The sequence below is a fragment of the Streptomyces luteogriseus genome, from assembly GCF_014205055.1.
Lineage (GTDB): Bacteria > Actinomycetota > Actinomycetes > Streptomycetales > Streptomycetaceae > Streptomyces > Streptomyces luteogriseus.
Genome location: NZ_JACHMS010000001.1, coordinates 2861322 through 2879951 on the forward strand (window position 1 = coordinate 2861322; position 18630 = coordinate 2879951).

1 protein-coding gene is annotated in these 18630 nt (G+C 74.9%); it reads right to left on the reverse strand.

Annotated features, from left to right (window positions below):
* Positions 1-18444: a type I polyketide synthase gene (locus BJ965_RS39290; RefSeq protein WP_281402924.1), complete on the reverse strand. Its 18444-nt coding sequence runs from the start codon at positions 18442-18444 to the stop codon at positions 1-3.
* Between the last annotated feature and the right edge of the window lie 186 nt (positions 18445-18630).

An 18630-nucleotide genomic window follows, 5' to 3' on the forward strand; every position in this document is an offset into this window, starting at 1 on the left:
TCAGGCGAGATCGCCGAATTCGCTGTCGATGAAGGCGAGGACTTCCGCCGCCGAGGCGGTTTCGAGGGAGCTTTCCTCCGCGCCGGCGTCGGCGGCCGCCGGGCTCGTCTCCAGGTGTCGCAGGATGCGGCGCAGCCGCGTGACGACCTCCTCGTGGTGCCCGGGGTCGCCGGAGGCCATCGCCTCCACGCCCGCTTCGAGCCGGTCGAGTTCGCCCATGACCCGCAGGGCCGGGTCCTGCTCCGGCGGCGCTGCCAGTTCCAGGAGGTGCGCGGCGAGCACTGCCGGTGTCGGGTGGTCGAAGACAAGCGTCGCGGGGACGGCCAGGGAGGTCGCCGTGCGCAGGTGGTTGCGCAGTTCGACCGCCGTGAGCGAGTCGAACCCGAGGGATTTGAACGCCTGGTCGGGGTCGATCTCGTCGGCCGAGCCATGGCCCAGTACGGCGGCGGTGTGCCGGCGCACCAGGTCCAGGACGTGCCGCTGCTGCTCCGCGGCGGACAGTCCCGCCAGCCGCTCGGCCAGCGTCGTGGGTCCGGACGGTGCCGCTGCCGGGGTCGTCGCGTCCGGGGCCGCGGACGGCCGGATGCGGACGAGTTCCCGCAGGACCGCGGGGACCGGCTCGTGTGCGTATCGTGCGCGCAGCCCGGCCAGGTCCAGGCGTGCCGGGGTGAGTGCGGCCAGGCCGGTGAGCCGTGCGATGTCGAACAGCTCGAGGCCGTGTGCCGAGCTGAGCGGTGCGATGCCGGACCGGCTCATCCGCTGCCGGTCGCGGTCCTGCAGCCGCCCGGTCATCCCGCTGGCCTGCTCCCACAGGCCCCAGGCGAGGCTGGTGGCGGGCAGTCCCAGGGTGTGGCGGTGCTCGGCGAGTGCGTCGAGGAAGGCGTTCGCGGCGGCGTAGTTGCCCTGTCCGGCCGCGCCCAGGGTGGCCGAGGCGGAGGAGAACAGGACGAACATCCGAGGCCGCAGGTGTGCGGTGAGCCGGTGCAGATTCCACGCGCCGTGGACCTTCGGGTGGAGGACGGCGGACAGCCGCCCGTGGTCCAGGGCGGACACGACCCCGTCGTCGGTGACGCCGGCGGCGTGCACGACCCCCGCGAGGCGCCGCTCGGCCGTGAGGGTGTCCAGCACGTGCCGCAGGGCGTCCTCGTCCCCCGCGTCGCAGGCCACCACGTCGATCCGTGCGCCGGCTCCGGCCACCTCGTCGCGCAGCTGCCGTATCTCCTCGGTGTCGTCGCCGCGGCGTCCGGCCAGGGTGACGTGGCGCAGTCCGTGCTCGGTCACCAGGTGCCGGGCGAGCAGGGTGCCCAGTGTTCCGGTGCCGCCCGTGATCAGCACCGTCTCACCGGCCTCGAAGGAGGTGGCGGGGACGGTCAGCACGGCCTTGCCGGTGAGCGTGGCCTGGCTGAGCGCGCGGAAGGCGGCCGGGGCGTCCCGGATGTCCCAGACGGTCACGGGCAGCGGGGTGAGCACACCGGACGCGAAGAGCTCGGCGAGGTGGGCGAGGATCTCGGCGATGCGGTCCGCACCTGCCTCGCCCAGGTCGAACGACCGGTAACGGACCCCGGGGTGCTCGGCGGCGATCCGCTCGGGGTCGCGCAGGTCGGTCTTGCCCATCTCGATGAACCGGCCGCCCCGCGCCAGGGTGCGCAGCGAGGCGTCGGCGAACTCGCCCGCGAGCGAGTTCAGGACCACGTCCACGCCGGCGTCCCCGGTGGCCGCAAGCACCGTGTCGGCGAAGGCGGTCGTCCGTGAGGAGGCGATGTGCGCGCGGTCCAGCCCGCCGTCGAGCAGCGTGCCCCACTTCGGTTCGCTCGCGGTGCCGTACACCTCGGCGCCCAGGTGCCGGGCCAGCTGGACGGCGGCCATGCCGACCCCGCCGGCGGCGGCGTGCACGAGCACCGACTCCCCGGCGCCGAGCCGGGCCAGGTCGATCAGGCCGTAGTAGGCGGTCAGGAAGGCGACCGGGGTGGCGGCCGCCGTCTCGTAGGACCAGCCGTCCGGGATCCGCGTCAGGTACCGGCGGTCGGCGACGGCGGTGGGCGCGAAGGCCCCGGCCACCATGCCCATCACCCGGTCTCCCGGGGCCAGTTCGCTGACACCGGGCCCGGTCTCGATGACGACTCCGGCGCACTCGGTGCCCAGGTCGGCGCGGCCGGGGTACATGTCCAGTGCGATCAGGACGTCCCGGAAGTTCATCCCGGCGGCCCGAACGGCGATGCGCACCATGCCCTCGGCCAGGGGGTGCCCGGCCTCGGGGTGCGGGACCAACGCCAGGTTGTCCAGGGTGCCGCGGCCGGTGCTGTCCAGCCGCCACGGGCCCGGTCCGGGCGGCACGGCCAGGGCCCGGCCGGTGTCCGGACGGGTGAGCCTGCGGGCGTACAGCGTGCCCGAGCGTACGGCCACCTCCGGCTCCGCCTGCCGTACGGCCAGGGCGAGGTGCGCCGGGTCGGGCGCGGTGCCGTCGAAGTCGGCCAGGGTGATACGGCCGGGGTTCTCGGTCTGGGCCGAGCGGACCAGGCCGAGCACCGTGGACTGGGCGAGCCCGACAAGGTCCGCCGTCCCGGTGGCGGCCTCGTCCTCGGCGCCGGTGGTCACCGCGTGGAGGGTGCCGATCACGAGGTGGCAGTCCGTCAGCCGGTCGTCGTCCAGCCACCGCTGGAGCAGGTCGAGTGCCCACTGGGCGCAGCGCCGGGCCGCTTCTGCGGGGTCGCCGCCGTCCGCGGCGTCGTTCGGGCAGCGGGCGAGCACCGTGCCCGGCTCCTCCTTGCCGTCCGCGAGGGCCTCGGCGAACGCGTCGAGGTGGGGATGGTGCCGCCATGCGCCGTCCAGCGGGTCGCCGAGCAGGACGCAGTCGGCGGGGGGACCCACGGTGCCGTCGGCGCCGTCCAGCGGCACCCACCGGGTGCTGAAGAGCGCATCGCCGGACGCCGGGGCGGCGGCGCGCAGCCGCTCGGGCGAGAGCGGGCGCAGGACCAGCGAGCCGACGGTGACCACGGGGCGGCCCGCGGCGTCGGCACCGTGCAGGGTGACGGTGCCGTCCTCGGTACGCACCAGACGCACTCTCAGCAGGTCCGCGCCGACCGCGTGCACCCGTATGTCGCGCCAGGAGAACGGCAGCCGGGCCGAGCCAGGCTCGTCAGTGGCCTGCGCGGCCGGCCCGAGCGCGTGCAGGGCGGCGTCGAGCAGCGCGGGATGGACGCCGAAGCCGCCGGTCTCGCCCGCGGGCAGGCTCACCTCGGCGAAGACCTCGCCGTCGCGCCGCCAGGCTGCTCGCAGCCCGCGGAAGACCGGACCGTAGGTGAAGCCCGCGTCGGCGAGCTCGTCGTAGAACCCGTCCAGGGGGATGGGCTCGGCGCCCGTCACCGGCCAGGCCTCGAGGTCCGTGGGTGGCAGGACGGACGCGTCGCCGGACGGTGCCAGCAGGCCCTCGGCGTGCCGGGTCCAGTCCGTCGTCTCGTCCTCGCCGTCCGGCTGCGAGTAGACCGCGACCGAGCGGCATCCGGTGTCGTCGGGCGCGCCGAGCACCAGGCGCAGCCGCACCGCCGCGTCCTCGGCGAGGGTCAGCGGCGTGGCGAGGGTCAGTTCCCGCAGCGCGCCGCATCCGATGCGGTCTCCCGCCCAGCACGCGAGGTCCACGAACGCGGTGCCGGGAACGAGTACGGTGCCCAGCACCGTGTGGTCGCCCAGCCAGGGATGCGTGGCGAGGGAGACGCGGCCGGTGCACAGCACTTCCTCACCCGCGGGCGAGGGGAGCCAGGCGGTCAGCAGCGGGTGCCCGGCCTCGGCCAGTCCGGCCGCGGACAGGTCCCGGGCGGCCACGCCGGCCGGCTGCGGCCAGTACCGCTTGTGCTGGAAGGCGTAGGTGGGCAGTTCCACCGTACGGGCTCCCGTACCGGCGAGCGGTGCCGTCCAGTCGACCGTGGCACCCGTGGTGAAGACGGTCGCCAGGGCGTGCAGCAGTGCGGCGTCCTCGGGGCGTTCGGGGTGCAGGGCGGGGACGCACACGGCCCCGGCACCGGCCTGGTCGAGGACCTCCTCCACCATCGCGGTCAACGGACCCGACGGCCCCAGCTCCAAAAACGTCTCCACACCCCGGCCCAGCGCCGTGCCGACACAGTCCGCGAAACGCACCGCCTCACGCACCTGACGCACCCAGTACCCGGGCGTCGTCAGCTCCGCACCAGCCACCTCACCCGTCAGATTCGACACCACCGGCACCCGCGCAGCACGGAACTCCACCGACGCCAGAACCCGCTCGAACTCGGCCAGCATCGGCTCCATCCGCGCCGAATGGAAAGCGTGCGACACCGACAGCCGCTTCGTACGCCGACCCTCCCCCGCCAGCCGCGCCGCCACCTCCAGCACCGGCTCCTCGTCCCCCGACAGCACCAGCGACCGCGGCCCGTTCACCGCCGCCACCGACACCCCACCCGGCAACACACCCAGCTCGTCCTCGGCCGCCTCCACCGCGACCATCGCCCCACCAGAAGGCAGCGCCTGCATCAACCGGCCCCGCGCCACCACCACCCGGCAGGCATCCTCCAACGACCACACACCGGCCACATGCGCCGCCGCCAACTCACCGATGGAATGACCCACCAGCACATCCGCCCGCACACCCCACGAACAGACCAACCGGAACAGCGCCACCTCCAAAGCGAACAACGCCGGCTGCGCCCACTCCGTCCGCCGCAGCACCGCCTCGTCACCGCCGAAAACGACCTCCTTCAACGGCCGCTCCAACAGCACATCCAGCTGCCCACACACCTCATCGAAGGCCGCCGCGAACACCGGGAACGCCTCATACAACTCCCGGCCCATACCCAGGCGTTGTGCGCCCTGGCCGGTGAACAGCAACGCCGTCCCACCGTCACCGGCCACACCCCGCACCACACCGGCCGCCGAAACGCCCTCGGCAACGGCGCGAAGCCCGGCGAGCAGTTCGTCCCGATCCGCGCCCGACACGACCACCCGGTGTTCCAGCGCCGCACGCGTTCCGGCCAGCGACCAGCCCACATCCAGCGGATCGAGGCCGGGGTCGCCCGCCACCCGGTCCAGCAGCCGTGCGGCCTGCGCACGCAGCGCGTCCTCACCACGGCCGGACACCACCCACGGAACCACCCCGGCGGGCCGCTCCGCACGGTCGTCGACACGCGTCTGCTCCGGGACCTCTTCCAGGATCACGTGGGCGTTGGTGCCGCTGATCCCGAACGCCGACACACCCGCCCGGCGTGGCCGTCCCGTCTCCGGCCACTCCCTGGCCTCGGTGAGCAGCTCGACCGCCCCCGCCGACCAGTCGACCTCCCGCGACGGCGCGTCCACGTGCAGCGTCTTCGGCAGCGTCCCGTGCCGCAGCGCCAGCACCGACTTGATCACACCCGCCACACCGGCAGCCGCCTGCGTATGACCGATGTTCGACTTCACCGACCCGAGATACAACGGCCGGCCGTCCGCACGGTCCTGACCGTAGGTGGCCAGCAGCGCCTGCGCCTCGATCGGGTCACCCAGACTGGTCCCGGTGCCGTGTGCCTCCACCACGTCCACATCGGCCGGCGACAGCCCCGCCGACGCCAGCGCCTGCCGGATCACCCGCTGCTGCGACGGACCGTTCGGCGCCGTCAGACCGTTCGACGCACCATCGGAATTCACCGCCGAACCCCGCACCACCGCCAGCACGGTGCGACCGTGCCGGCGTGCCTCGGACAGTCGGGAGAGAACCAGTACGCCGACGCCCTCGCCCCAGCCGGTGCCGTCCGCACCGTCGGCGAACGCCTTGCACCGGCCATCGGGCGCCAGACCACCCTGCCGCGCGAAGGCATCGAAGGCGTCGGGCGTCGCCATCACGGCGACGCCGCCCGCGAGGGCCAGGTCGCACTCGCCGTTGCGCAGTGCCTGCGCCGCCAGATGCAGCGCCACCAGCGAGGAGGAGCAGGCCGTGTCCACCGTCAGCGCCGGGCCCTCCAGGCCCAGCACGTAGGCGATCCGACCGGACAGCACACTGCCGACGGCGCCGGTGAGGGCGTAGTCCTGGCCTCCTTCCAGGGATGTGACCAGGGTGCTGTAGTCGTGCGAGCCGGCGCCGACGAAGACGCCGGTGCGGCTGCCGCGCAGCGACAGCGCGTCCACCCCGGCCCGCTCCAGCGCCTCCCACGACGTCTCCAGCAGCAACCGCTGCTGCGGGTCCATCGCCAGCGCCTCACGCGGCGAGATCCCGAAGAACGCCGCGTCGAATCCCACCGCGTCCGCGAGGAAACCGCCGGTCCGGGAGAAGGCGGCGTCGGGGGCGACTTCCCAGCCGCGGTCGGTGGGGAAGCCTCCGATCCCGTCGTCGCCCGCGGCGACCAGGTCCCAGAACTTCTCGGGTGTCGTCGTTCCGCCGGGGTACCGGCAGGCCATCGCCACGACGACGACCGGGTCCTCGGCCGCCGGTTGGGCGGGCGCGGTGGGAGCCGGTGTGGCCGTCTGGGCGGGCGTGCCCGAGCCGAACAGCAGGGTCCGCAGCGATTCGGCGGCCGCTCGGGGCGTGGGGTGGTCGAAGACGAGCGTGGCGGGCAGCCGCAGCCCGGTGGCCGCCATCAGTCGGTTGCGCAGGTCGACTGCGGTCAGCGAGTCGAAGCCCAGTTCCTTGAACGGCTTCGACGGAGTGATGGACTCGGTGCCGCTGTGCCCGAGGGCGAGCGCCGCGGCGGTCTTGACCAGGTCCAGCAGTTCCCGGTCGCGCTCGCCGTCGGGCAGGTCCGCCAGCCGTGCGGCCAGGGCGGGCACATCGGCGGCCGGCTCGGCCGGGGCGGCGGGGGCGGCCTCCGGGATGCCGTCGATCAGGGGCCGCGGGCGGGCCGCGGTGAACGTCTGGGCGAAGCGGGCCCAGTCCATGTCCGTGACCGTCAGCGCGGTCTCGTCGTGGTCGAGCGCCTGCTGGAGTGCGGCGATCGCACGCTCGGGGTCCATCGAACGGACGCCGCGGCGGATCAGTTCGCGTGCGAGGTCGTCGTCGACCATGCCGCCGCCGGCCCAGCTGCCCCAGGCCACCGACGTGGCGACGAGCCCGCGCCTGCGCCGGTCGGCCGCCAGCGCGTCGGCGTACGCGTTGGCCGCGGCGTAGCCGCCCTGGCCCGCGCTGCCCCAGATCGCGGCGCCGGAGGAGAACAGCACGAAGGCGTCGAGGTCGTGGCCGGCCAGCAGCTCGTCCAGGTTGCGGGCGCCGACGGCCTTGGCGGCGACGACGTCCGCCAGCTCGGCGAGGGTGGTCCCGGTGAGCGGGGCGTCGCGGCTCACCCCCGCGGTGTGGATCACGGCGCTGACCGGGAACGCCTCGGGTACGGCCGCCAGCGCCTCGGCGAGTTGGGCGCGGTCGGCGACGTCGCAGGCGGCGACCGTCACCTCGGTGCCCAGCGCACGCAGCTCGTCGGCGAGTTCGGCGGCGCCGTCGGCGGCCGGTCCGCGCCGGCTGGTCAGCAGCAGGTGCCCGGCGCCCGCGTGGGCGAGCCAGCGGGCCACCCGGGCGCCCAGCGCTCCGGTGCCGCCGGTGACGACGACGGTGCCGTCGTGCCGGGGACGCCAGGAACGCGGCGCCGCCGCGCCCGCCAGGGGAGCGCGGACCAGTCGGCGTACATACGCTCCGGCGGGTCGCAGGGCGTACTCCTGCTCGGTCCCGTCGGCGGCGAGCACGGCCCGCAGTTGGGCGGCGGTGCGCTCGTCGGGTTCGGCGGGCAGGTCGACGAGTCCGCCCCAGGTGGCGGGGGTCTCCAGGCCGGCCACCCGGCCCAGCCCCCAGAGCTGGGCCTGCCGCGGTGCCGTGACCTGGTCGGAGCCGCCGGTGCCGACGGCGCCGCTGGTCAGGCACCACAGGGGTGCCTCGACGCCGGCCTCGCGCAGCGCGGTCAGCAGGGCCACGGTGTCGGCCACCCCCGTGGGCAGAGCGGGGTGGCGGGGGTGCGGGCGGTCGGTGAGGCCGAGCAGGGACACGACGCCCGTCCAGGCGGTGTCCTGCGGCGTACGCGACCGGGCGGGCACGTCGGCCGGCCGGACCACGGTGGCGGCACCCTCGCCGAGGGCCGCGCTCACCCATCGGGTGACCGCCGCATCGGGGTCGTCGGTCACCAGCAGCCAGTCACCGGCGGGAGCGGCCGGTGCGGACGGGGGCACCGGCGCCCAGGTGACGCGGTAGCGCCAGGTGTCGAGAGTCTCGGAGTCCTTGCGGCGCCGGCGCCAGCCGGACAGCGCGGGTACCAGGTCACGCAGCGCCTCGCCGTCCTGCAGGGCCAGTTCGGCCGCCACGGCGTCCAGGTCGCCTCGCTCCACGGCCTGCCACAGCGGTGCGTCGTCCTCGCCACCGGGCGCGGTGGCCGGTGGGACGGGCTCGGGCCAGAACCGCGTGCGCTGGAAGGGGTAGGTGGGCAGCTCGACCGGGCGGGTGACGGTGCCGGTGCCGCCCAACACGGCCGCCCAGTCCACGGGGGCGCCGCGGACGAAGGCCTCGGCCAGCGAGAGCAGGAAGCGCTCCGGGCCGCCGTCGTCCCGGCGCAGGCTGCCCACCGCCACGGCCGTCGCCGTGAGCGCGTCGGCGGAGTCCTGCACGGCCGGCACGAGCACGGGGTGCGGACTCATCTCCAGGAACACGTCGTGGCCCTGGGCCAGGAGTTCCTCGGTGACCGGCCCGAACAGCACGGGCCTGCGGAGGTTGCGGTACCAGTACCCGGCGTCCAGGCCCGCGGTGTCGATCCTGGTGCCGGCCGTGGTGGAGTGGAAGGGGATCTCCGCGGAGCGCGGCACGATCCCGGCCGCCCTCTCGGTCAGCTGTCGCTCGATCCGCTCCACGTGGGGCGAGTGGGAGGCGTAGTCGACGGGGATCCGGCGGGCCCGTACGCCGTCCGCCTCGCAGGCGTCGAGCAGTTCGGCCAGCGCCTCCGGCTCCCCGGCCACGACGGTGGAGCGGCGGCTGTTGTGGGCCGCGAGCGAGATCCTGCCCTCCCAGCGGGCGATGCGGTCCTCCGTGTCGGCCGGGGAGAGGGCCACCGACACCATGCCGCCGTGGCCGGACAGCTCCTCGCGGATGAGCCGGCTGCGCAGGGTCACGAGCGCGGCGCCGTCCTCCAGCGTCAGGGCGCCCGCCACGCATGCCGCGGCGATCTCGCCCTGCGAGTGTCCGACCACGCCGGCCGGCTCCACCCCGCAGGAACGCCACAGGGCGGCCAGGGAGACGCTCACGGCCCAGGATGCCGGCTGGAGCACGTCCACCCGGTCCAGTCCGGGCGCGCCGTCCGCCTGGTGAATGACGTCGGCGAGGGACCAGTCGGTCAGGTCGGCGAGGACCTTGTCGCAGCGGTCCATCCACCGTGCGAACTCCGGCGACGACTCCCACAGCCGGGCGGCCATGCCGGCCCACTGCGCGCCCTGGCCGGGGAAGACGAAGACGACCCGGCCGCGGGTGTCGGCGGTGCCGCGCACCACCCGCGGGTCTCCTTCGCCACCGGCCAGCGCGGCGAGCGCGGAGGTGTACTCCTCAGGGCCGTCGGCGAGCAGAACGGCGCGCTCCGCCCAGATCGTCCTGGTCGACACGAGGGATTGTGCGACGTCGGCCGGTGCAGCGGCGGGCGTCGCCTCGCGCAGCCGGTCCGCGAGCTCGGCCAGCGCCTGCCCGGACGCGGCGGACAACACCCACGGCTGGACGGGGCCGTCCAGCGCGGGCATCCGTACGGCCGGTGCCGGGTCGGGGGCGGCAGGCGGGGGCGCCTGCTCCAGGATCACGTGGGCGTTGGTGCCGCTGACGCCGAAGGCGGAGACGCCGGCGCGTCGCGGCCGGTCGACGGCGGGCCACGGCCGGGTCTCGGTGAGCAGGGCGACCGCGCCCTCGGACCAGTCGACCTCCGGGGTCGGCCGCGGGGCGTGCAGGGTCCTCGGGAGCTGCCCGTGCCGCAGCGCGAACAGCGTCTTCAGCACACCGGCCAGCCCTGCGGCGGCCTGGGTGTGCCCGATGTTCGACTTGACGGAGCCGAGGTACAGCGGCCGGCCGGCGGGGCGGTCCTGGCCGTACGTCGCCAGCAGCGCCTGCGCCTCGATCGGGTCGCCGAGCCTCGTGCCCGTGCCGTGCGCCTCCACCGCGTCCACATCGGACGGCGTACAGGCGGCCTCGGCCAGCGCCTGACGGATCACCCGCTGCTGCGCGGGCCCGTTGGGCGCGCTGAGCCCGTTGGAGGCACCGTCCTGGTTGACCGCGGTGCCGCGCACCACACCCAGCACCTCGTGTCCCAGGCGGCGGGCGTCGGAGAGCCGCTCCAGGACGACGGTGCCCACGCCCTCGGCCCAGCCGGTACCGTCCGCGTCGGGGCCGAAGGCCTTGCAGCGCCCGTCGGCGGACAGGCCGCGCTGCCGGGAGAACTCCACGAAGATGTCCGGGCCGGACATCACGGTCACGCCGGCGGCGAGTGCGAGGTCGCATTCACCGCTGGTGAGCGCCTGGACGGCGAGGTGCAGGGCGACCAGCGCGGAGGAACAGGCGGTGTCGACGGTGAGCGCGGGTCCTTCGAGCCCCAGGGTGTAGGCGATACGGCCGGAGAGCACACTGGAGGCCGTGCCGGTCAGCACGTGCCCCTCGACCTCGGAGGAGTGCGGCAGGGTCGCGTAGTCCTGGCCGTTGGAGCCGACGAACACGCCGGTCCGGCTGCCGGCCAGGGAAGCCGGGACGATACCGGCCCGCTCCAGCGCCTCCCACGACGTCTCCAGCAGCAGCCGCTGCTGCGGGTCCATCGCCAGCGCCTCACGGGGCGAGATCCCGAAGAACGCCGCGTCGAAGTCCGCCACACCGGTGAGGAAGCCGCCCTCGCGGACGTAGCTGGTGCCGGGCGTGCTGGGGTCGGGGTCGTAGAGGCCGTCGAGGTCCCAGCCCCGGTCCACCGGGAAGGGCCCGATCGCGTCGCCGCCGTCGAGGACGAGCTGCCACAGGTCCTCCGGGGTCCGCACGCCGCCGGGGAACCGGCAGGCGGCGGACACGATCACGACGGGGTCGTCGTGGGTGCGTGCGCGGGCGGCCGGCCGCGCGTCGGCGGCCCCGGGCCGGTCGCCGGTGTTCTCCAGCCCGGCGGCCAGGTGCTCCACGAGCCGGCCCGGCGTGGGGTGGTCGAAGATCAGGCTCGGCGGCAGCCGGGTGCCGAGTGCGGCGGCGAGCCGGTTGCGGAACTCGACACCGATGAGCGAGTCGAAGCCGAGGGACTTGAAGGTGCGGTCGGCCGGCGCCCGGTCGGTGGCCGGGAGTCCCAGCACGGCGGCGGCCTCGGCGCCGACCATGTCGTCGAGCGCTTGGCGCAGTTCGTCGCCCGCCAGTCCGGCGAGCCGGTCCGCCGGGCGGGCGGAGCCCGGTCCGGTCTCCTGGGGCCGGGCCCGTACCGCCTCGGGGATCCGGGTGAGCAGCGGGTGCGGCCTGCCGGGGGCGAACCCGGCGGCGAACCGCTCCCAGTCGACGTCGGCGACCGTGACGGCGGTCTCGCCGTCGGCGATGACCCGGTCGAGCGCGGCGAGGGCGGCGGCGGGGTCGAGGGGCACCAGGCCGGTGCGCGCCAGCCGGTCGCGGGCCACCCGGCTGTCTCCGGCCATGCCCGCGCCGGACCAGGAGCCCCAGGCCACGGCCGTCGCCGGCAGGCCGAGCTGGGCCCGGTGCACGGCGAGGGCGTCCAGGTAGGCGTTGGCGGCCGCGTAGTTGCCCTGTCCGGCCAGGCCGACCGTGCCGGCGAAGGACGAGAACATCACGAACAGGGAGAGGTCGAGGTCGCGGGTGAGTTCGTGCAGGTGCCGGGCGCCGGTCACCTTGGGTCCGGCGACCGCGGCGAACCGGTCGGGGGTGAGCGAGTCGAGGACCCCGTCGTCGAGGACACCGGCTGCGTGCACCACTCCGGTCAGCGGGCGGTCGGCGGGCAGTGCGGCGATCAGGTCCGCCAGGGCCTCCCGGTCGGCCACGTCGCATGCGGCGACGGTCACCTCGGTGCCCAGCTCCCGCAGCCGCGCGGTGAGTTCGGCGGTGCCCTCGGCGTCGGGGCCGCGCCGGCTGGTGAGCAGCACGTGCCGTGTTCCGGACCCGGCGAGCCAGTCGGCGATGTGCGCGCCCAGGGCGCCGGTGCCGCCGGTCACCAGCACGGTGCCGTGCGGGCGCCGGCCGCGGTCCCCCGCGCCCGGTTCGGACGTGGTGCCCGCGTCGGAGGTGAGGGGCGTCCGGGGCGCCGCGCGGTGCAGTCGCCGGGCGTACATCCCCGCCGCCCGCACCGCCACCTGGTCCTCGCCCGTGCCGCCCGCCAGGACGGCGGCCAGCCGGGTCCGCGCCCGCTCGTCCAGCACGTCGGGCAGGTCGAGGAGGCCGCCCCAGCGCTCGGGGTGTTCCAGTGCCGCGACCCGGCCCATGCCCCACACCTGGGCCTGTGCGGGCGCGGTGAGCGCGTCGGTGCGGCCCACCGACACCGCGCCCCGCGTCAGCGACCAGAGCCGGCCGCTGCCGCCGAGCCCGGTGAGGGCCTGCAGCAGCACGGCGGTTGCGGCGGGCCCGCTGTCCAGGGCGAGCAGCGACATCACTCCGCGGACTTCTTCTTCGCCGAGCGCCGCGCGCAGGGCGTCGGCGATCTCTTCACGGTCGGCGCCCGCCGGGTCGGTTTCGACCACCACGGGCCGCGCACCGTGCTCCCGGAGGGCGGCCGTCACCTCCGGCAGGACGGTGGTGTCGTGGTCGTCGCCCGCGGGGACTACGACGGCCCAGGCACCACCGAGCGACGGCGTGGCGCCGTCCGGCACGATCTCCCACTCGGCGTGGTAGCGGACGGGATCCACCGGCGCCGAGGACGGCGTGACGGGTTCCATCCAGTAGCGGCGGTGCTGGAAGGCGTACGTGGGCAGCTCGGCCGTGCGGGCGCCGTACGGCGCGAAGAAGGCCTCCCAGTCCACGTCCAGGCCGGTGGCGTGCAGCCGGCCGAGTGCGGTCAGGAGCGCGTGGGGCTCGGGCTGGTCACCGCGCAGCGCGGGTACGGCGACGACTTCCGCGTCGAGGCCCTGCTCGGCCAGGGTGTCGTGGGTGAGTGAGGTCAGGACGCCGTCGGGTCCGAGTTCGAGGTAGCGCCGGATGCCCTGGCCGTGCGCGGTGGTGACGCAGTCGGCGAAGCGGACGGCCTCGCGGACCTGGCGCACCCAGTACTCGGGTGTGGTCAGCTCCGCACCGGCCGGCTGACCGGTCAGGTTGGAGATCACCGGAAGCGCGGCCGGCCGGAACTCCACCGATGCCAGCACCTCGGCGAACTCGGCCAGCATCGGCTCCATCCGCGCCGAATGGAAAGCGTGCGACACCGACAGCCGCTTGGTACGCCGGCCCTCCCCCGCCAGCCGCGCCGCCAGCTCCAGCACCGGCTCCTCGTCCCCGGACAGCACCAGCGACCGCGGCCCGTTCACCGCCGCCACAGAGACCCCGCCCGGCAACTCCGGCAGCTCGTCCTCGGCTGCCTCTACCGCGACCATCGCCCCACCGGCGGGCAGCGCCTGCATCAACCGGCCCCGCGCCACCACCACCCGGCAGGCATCCTCCAACGACCACACACCGGCCACATGCGCCGCCGCCAGCTCACCGATCGAGTGGCCCAGCAGCACGTCCGGCCGCACGCCCCACGCCTCCAGCAGCCGGTAGAGGGCCACTTCCACCGCGAACAGCGCCGGCTGCGCCCACCCCGTGCCCTCCAGCAGGGCCGGGTCACCGCCGTAGACGACCTCCTTCAGAGGCCGCTCCCGCCCGGCGTCCACGTGCGCGCACACCTCGTCGAAGGCGGCCGCGAACACCGGGAACGCCTCATACAACTCCCGGCCCATACCCAGGCGTTGTGCGCCCTGGCCGGTGAACAGCAACGCCGTCCCACCGTCACCGGCCACACCCCGCACCACACCGGCCGCCGAAACGCCCTCGGCAACGGCGCGAAGCCCGGCGAGCAGTTCGTCCCGATCCGCGCCCGACACGACCACCCGGTGTTCCAGCGCCGCACGCGTTCCGGCCAGCGACCAGCCCACATCCAGCGGATCGAGGCCGGGGTCGCCCGCCACCCGGTCCAGCAGCCGTGCGGCCTGCGCACGCAGCGCGTCCTCACCACGGCCGGACACCACCCACGGAACCACCCCGGCGGGCCGCTCCGCACGGTCGTCGACACGCGTCTGCTCCGGGACCTCTTCCAGGATCACGTGGGCGTTGGTGCCGCTGATCCCGAACGCCGACACACCCGCCCGGCGTGGCCGTCCCGTCTCCGGCCACTCCCTGGCCTCGGTGAGCAGCTCGACCGCCCCCGCCGACCAGTCGACCTCCCGCGACGGCGCGTCCACGTGCAGCGTCTTCGGCAGCGTCCCGTGCCGCAGCGCCAGCACCGACTTGATCACACCCGCCACACCGGCAGCCGCCTGCGTATGACCGATGTTCGACTTCACCGACCCGAGATACAACGGCCGGCCGTCCGCACGGTCCTGACCGTAGGTGGCCAGCAGCGCCTGCGCCTCGATCGGGTCACCCAGGCTGGTCCCGGTGCCGTGTGCCTCCACCACGTCCACATCGGCCGGCGACAGCCCCGCCGACGCCAGCGCCTGCCGGATCACCCGCTGCTGCGACGGACCGTTCGGCGCCGTCAGACCGTTCGACGCACCATCGGAATTCACCGCCGAGCCGCGTACCACCGCCAGGACCGGACGCCCGTCACGCACCGCGTCCGACAACCGCTGCACCGCCAGCAGGCCGACACCCTCGCCCCAGCCGGTGCCGTCCGCACCGTCGGCGAACGCCTTGCACCGGCCATCAGGCGCCAGACCACCCTGCCGCGCGAACTCGGCGAACATGCCCGCGGTCGCCATCACCGTGACACCGCCCGCGAGGGCCAGGTCGCACTCGCCGTTGCGCAGTGCCTGCGCCGCCAGATGCAGCGCCACCAGCGAGGAGGAGCAGGCCGTGTCCACCGTCAGCGCCGGGCCCTCCAGGCCCAGCACGTAGGCGATCCGACCGGACAGCACACTGGGCGCCGTACCGGTCAGCACGTGCCCGTCGGCCTCCGAGGGCTCGTGGAGCCTGGGGCCGTACTCGGAGGGGCTGGCGCCGACGAAGACGCCGGTGCGGCTGCCGCGCAGCGACAGCGCGTCCACCCCGGCCCGCTCCAGCGCCTCCCACGACGTCTCCAGCAGCAACCGCTGCTGCGGGTCCATCGCCAGCGCCTCACGCGGCGAGATCCCGAAGAACGCCGCGTCGAACCCCGCCGCGTCCGCGAGGAAACCACCCTCGCCGGGAAAGTCCCGGGAGAGGGTCCAGCCCCGGTCCGCGGGCAACGGGGAGATGGCGTCGCCGTCCGCCGACACGAACTGCCAGAACTCCTCGGGCGAGCGGACCCCTCCGGGCAGCCGGCAGGCCATGCCCACGATCACGACGGGGTCGTCGGTGTGCGCCGCCGGGGGAACCGAGGGCAGGGCGGCGGGCCGGTCGGCGCCGTCGGACGACAGCCTGCGCGCGAGGGCGTCCGGGGTCGGATGGTCGAAGAGCAGGGTGGTGGGGACCCGGCGCCCGGTCGCCTCGGTGAGCCGCTCGCCGAGCTCGGACAGCATCAGGGAGCTGAACCCCAGCTCCTTGAACGGCGCGTGTGCGGCGATGTCGTCCGGGGAGTCGTGCCCGAGCACCAGTGCCGCGGCCGCCCGGACGGTCTCCAGCGTCGTACGGTCGCCGCGCGGTGCGCGCTGTGGCGTCGGCTCGTCGGCGCGACGGGGCTGGTGTCCGCCGGGGCCCCTGCGGGGGGCGGACGAGGAGGCCGGGGCGGCCGTGTCGGGCAGCCAGTGGCGCCGCCGCTGGAACGCGTACGTGGGAAGCGGCACCCGCCGGGCACCGGCCTCGGTGGCCAACTCCTCCCAGTGCATCGGCACACCGCGGACCTGCAGGGCGGCCAGCGCGGCGACAACCGCCTCCGGCTCCTCCCGGTCCCGGCCGCGCAGCAGGGGCACGGCCACGGCTTCGGCGCCGAGCAGGCAGTCCCGGGCCAGGGACGACAGCGTGCCGTCGGGGCCGAGTTCGAGCAAGGTGGTCGCGCCCTGCTCCTCCAGCAGGCGCACCCCGTCCAGGAAGCGCACGGTGGCGCGGGCGTGCCGTACCCAGTACTCCGGCGAGCGCGCCTCGGCCTCGGTGAGCAGGGCGCCCGTCTCGTTCGACACGATCGGGATGCGCGGTGCCGCGAAGGTCAGTTCCCCGGCGATCCGGCGGAACTCAGCGAGCATGCCGTCCATGTGCGGCGAGTGGAAGGCGTGGCTGACGCGCAGCCGCTTGGTCTTGCGGCCCTGGGCCGCCCAGTGCGCGGCGACGGCCAGGACGGCGTCCTCGTCACCGGCGAGCACGGTGGAGGCCGGGCCGTTCAGCGCGGCCGAGGCCACCGACTCACCGAGGAACGGCGCCAGTTCCTCCTCGGTGGCCTGGACGGACACCATCGCCCCGGTCGTCGGCTGGGCCTGCATCAGACGGCCGCGCGCCGCGACGAGCCTGCACGCGTCCGCGAGGGACAGCACGCCGGCGACGTGCGCCGCGGCCAGTTCGCCGACGGAGTGGCCGAGCAGCAGCCCAGGAGTCAGGCCGCACTGCTCGGCGAGCCGGAACAGGGCGACCTCGACGGCGAACAGCGCGGGCTGGGTGAACTCGGTCCGGTCCAGCAGGGCCGCCTGCTCGGACCCTTCCGCGGCGAAGAGCACCTCCCGCAGGGGCACCGGCAGCTGGGGGTCCAGGTGGGCGCACACCTCGTCCAGGGCGGCCGCGTACTCCGGCGACGACCGGTACAGCCCGGCGGTCATGCCGGGACGCTGGCTGCCCTGCCCGGTGAAGAGGACCGCGAGCAGGCCGCCGGTCACGGTGCCGCGCACCACGTCCGGGCCGGGCGCGCCGTCGGCGAGCCGGGCGAGGCCGTCGGCCATGTCCCGCGGCTCGTGGGCGAGCAGCACGGCACGGTGGTCGAACGCGGTGCGGCCGGTGGCCAGGGTGTGGGCGACGTCCTTCACGCGCAGCGGACCGTGTTCGTCGAGGTGCCGGCGCAGGTGGTGTGCCTGGTCGCGCAGCGCCTGCTCGTCCCGGCCCGTGACGAGCAGCGGCACGGGTGCGCCGGTGGGCCGGACGCCGGGCCCGGCGTCCGGGGCGACGCCGTCCCATTCGGTGAGCACCACATGGCAGTTGGTGCCGCCCATGCCGAAGGAGCTCACGCCCACGGTGAGCGGGCCGGCCTCCCGCGGCCAGGGTTCGAGCGCCGTGACCACCCGGATGCCCAGCTCCTCCAGGGGAATGGCGGGGTTCGGGGTGGCGTGGTTGAGGCTGGCGGGGATCTCCCTGTGGCGTACGGCCAGCACGGCCTTGAGGAGGCCCGCGATGCCGGCGGCGCCTTCGAGATGGCCGATGTTGGTCTTCACCGAGCCGACCAGCAGGGGCCGTTCGGCACTGCGGCCCGCGCCGAGCACGGCGCCGACGGCAGCGGCCTCCACGGGGTCGCCGGCGGGCGTGCCGGTGCCGTGCAGCTCCAGGTAGCCGACGGTGTCCGGGGAGATCCCGGCCTGCTCGTACGCGGTGCTCAGCACCGCCTGCTGGCCCTCGCGGTCGGGGACGGTGAGCCCCTCGCCGCCGCCGTCGTTGTTCACCGCACTGCCGGCCAGCACGCACAGGATGTCGTCGCCGTCCGCGACGGCGTCGGCCAGCGGCTTGAGGACGACGACACCGCCGCCCTCGCCGCGCACATAGCCGTTGGCGCGCGCGTCGAAGGTGTAGCAGCGGCCGTCCGGGGAGAGCGCCCCGAACCGTTCCACGGCGGCCGTGCTGTCCTCGGCGAGGATGAGGTTCACGCCTCCGGCCAGAGCCACGGAGCACTCGCCCCGACGCAGGCTCTCGGCGGCCAGGTGCACGGCGACCAGGGACGACGACTGCCCCGAGTCGACCGTGAAGCTCGGCCCGTGCAGGCCCAGCGTGTAGGAGACGCGGTTGGCGATCATGCCCCGGTTGAGGCCGGTGGTCGTCTCCGGGGTGGTGGCGTCCGCACCGGAGGCCCGGGACAGCGCGGCGTAGTCGTCGGCGATGGTGCCGACGAAGACACCGGCGTTGCCACCGTCGAGGCGGGCGGGCAGGACGCCGGCGTCCTCGAGGGCTTCCCAGCACAGTTCCAGCATCAGCCGCTGCTGCGGGTCCATGACCGCGGCCTCGCGCGGTGAGATGCCGAAGAATCCGGCGTCGAAACGGTCGACCGAATCCAGGAAGCCACCCCGCCGGGGTGCGTACGGACGATCCGGTGCGGCGGCGCCGACGGCATCCGTACCGTTTCGCAGAATGGCGCGGAATTCGGCCGGCCCAGCCGCACCGGGCAGCCGGCACGCCATTCCGACCACCGCAATCGGCTGGGCGGATCGCGCCGCGAATTCAGCGACCTCTGACTCGGATCCACCCGCCATGCGTTTCCCTTACGTCGCTCGGAATCTACGAAGCGCACTCCATGCGGCGCGGCGGCCGCAGGTCACACCGAATATCCGATCGGACGGCCCCTAGCCTCAACCACTACGCGACCCCTTAGACGGGACTCCGGTGCGGCTTTCACCCCTGCTGACCGGCCCTTTCCGTAATCCGGGGCGGGGTCGTCG

What these genes read in the sequence shown, in the direction of transcription:
- BJ965_RS39290 (WP_281402924.1), bottom strand. Translation starts at nt 18,444, where the DNA reads ATGGCGGGTGGATCCGAGTCAGAGGTCGCTGAATTCGCGGCGCGATCC.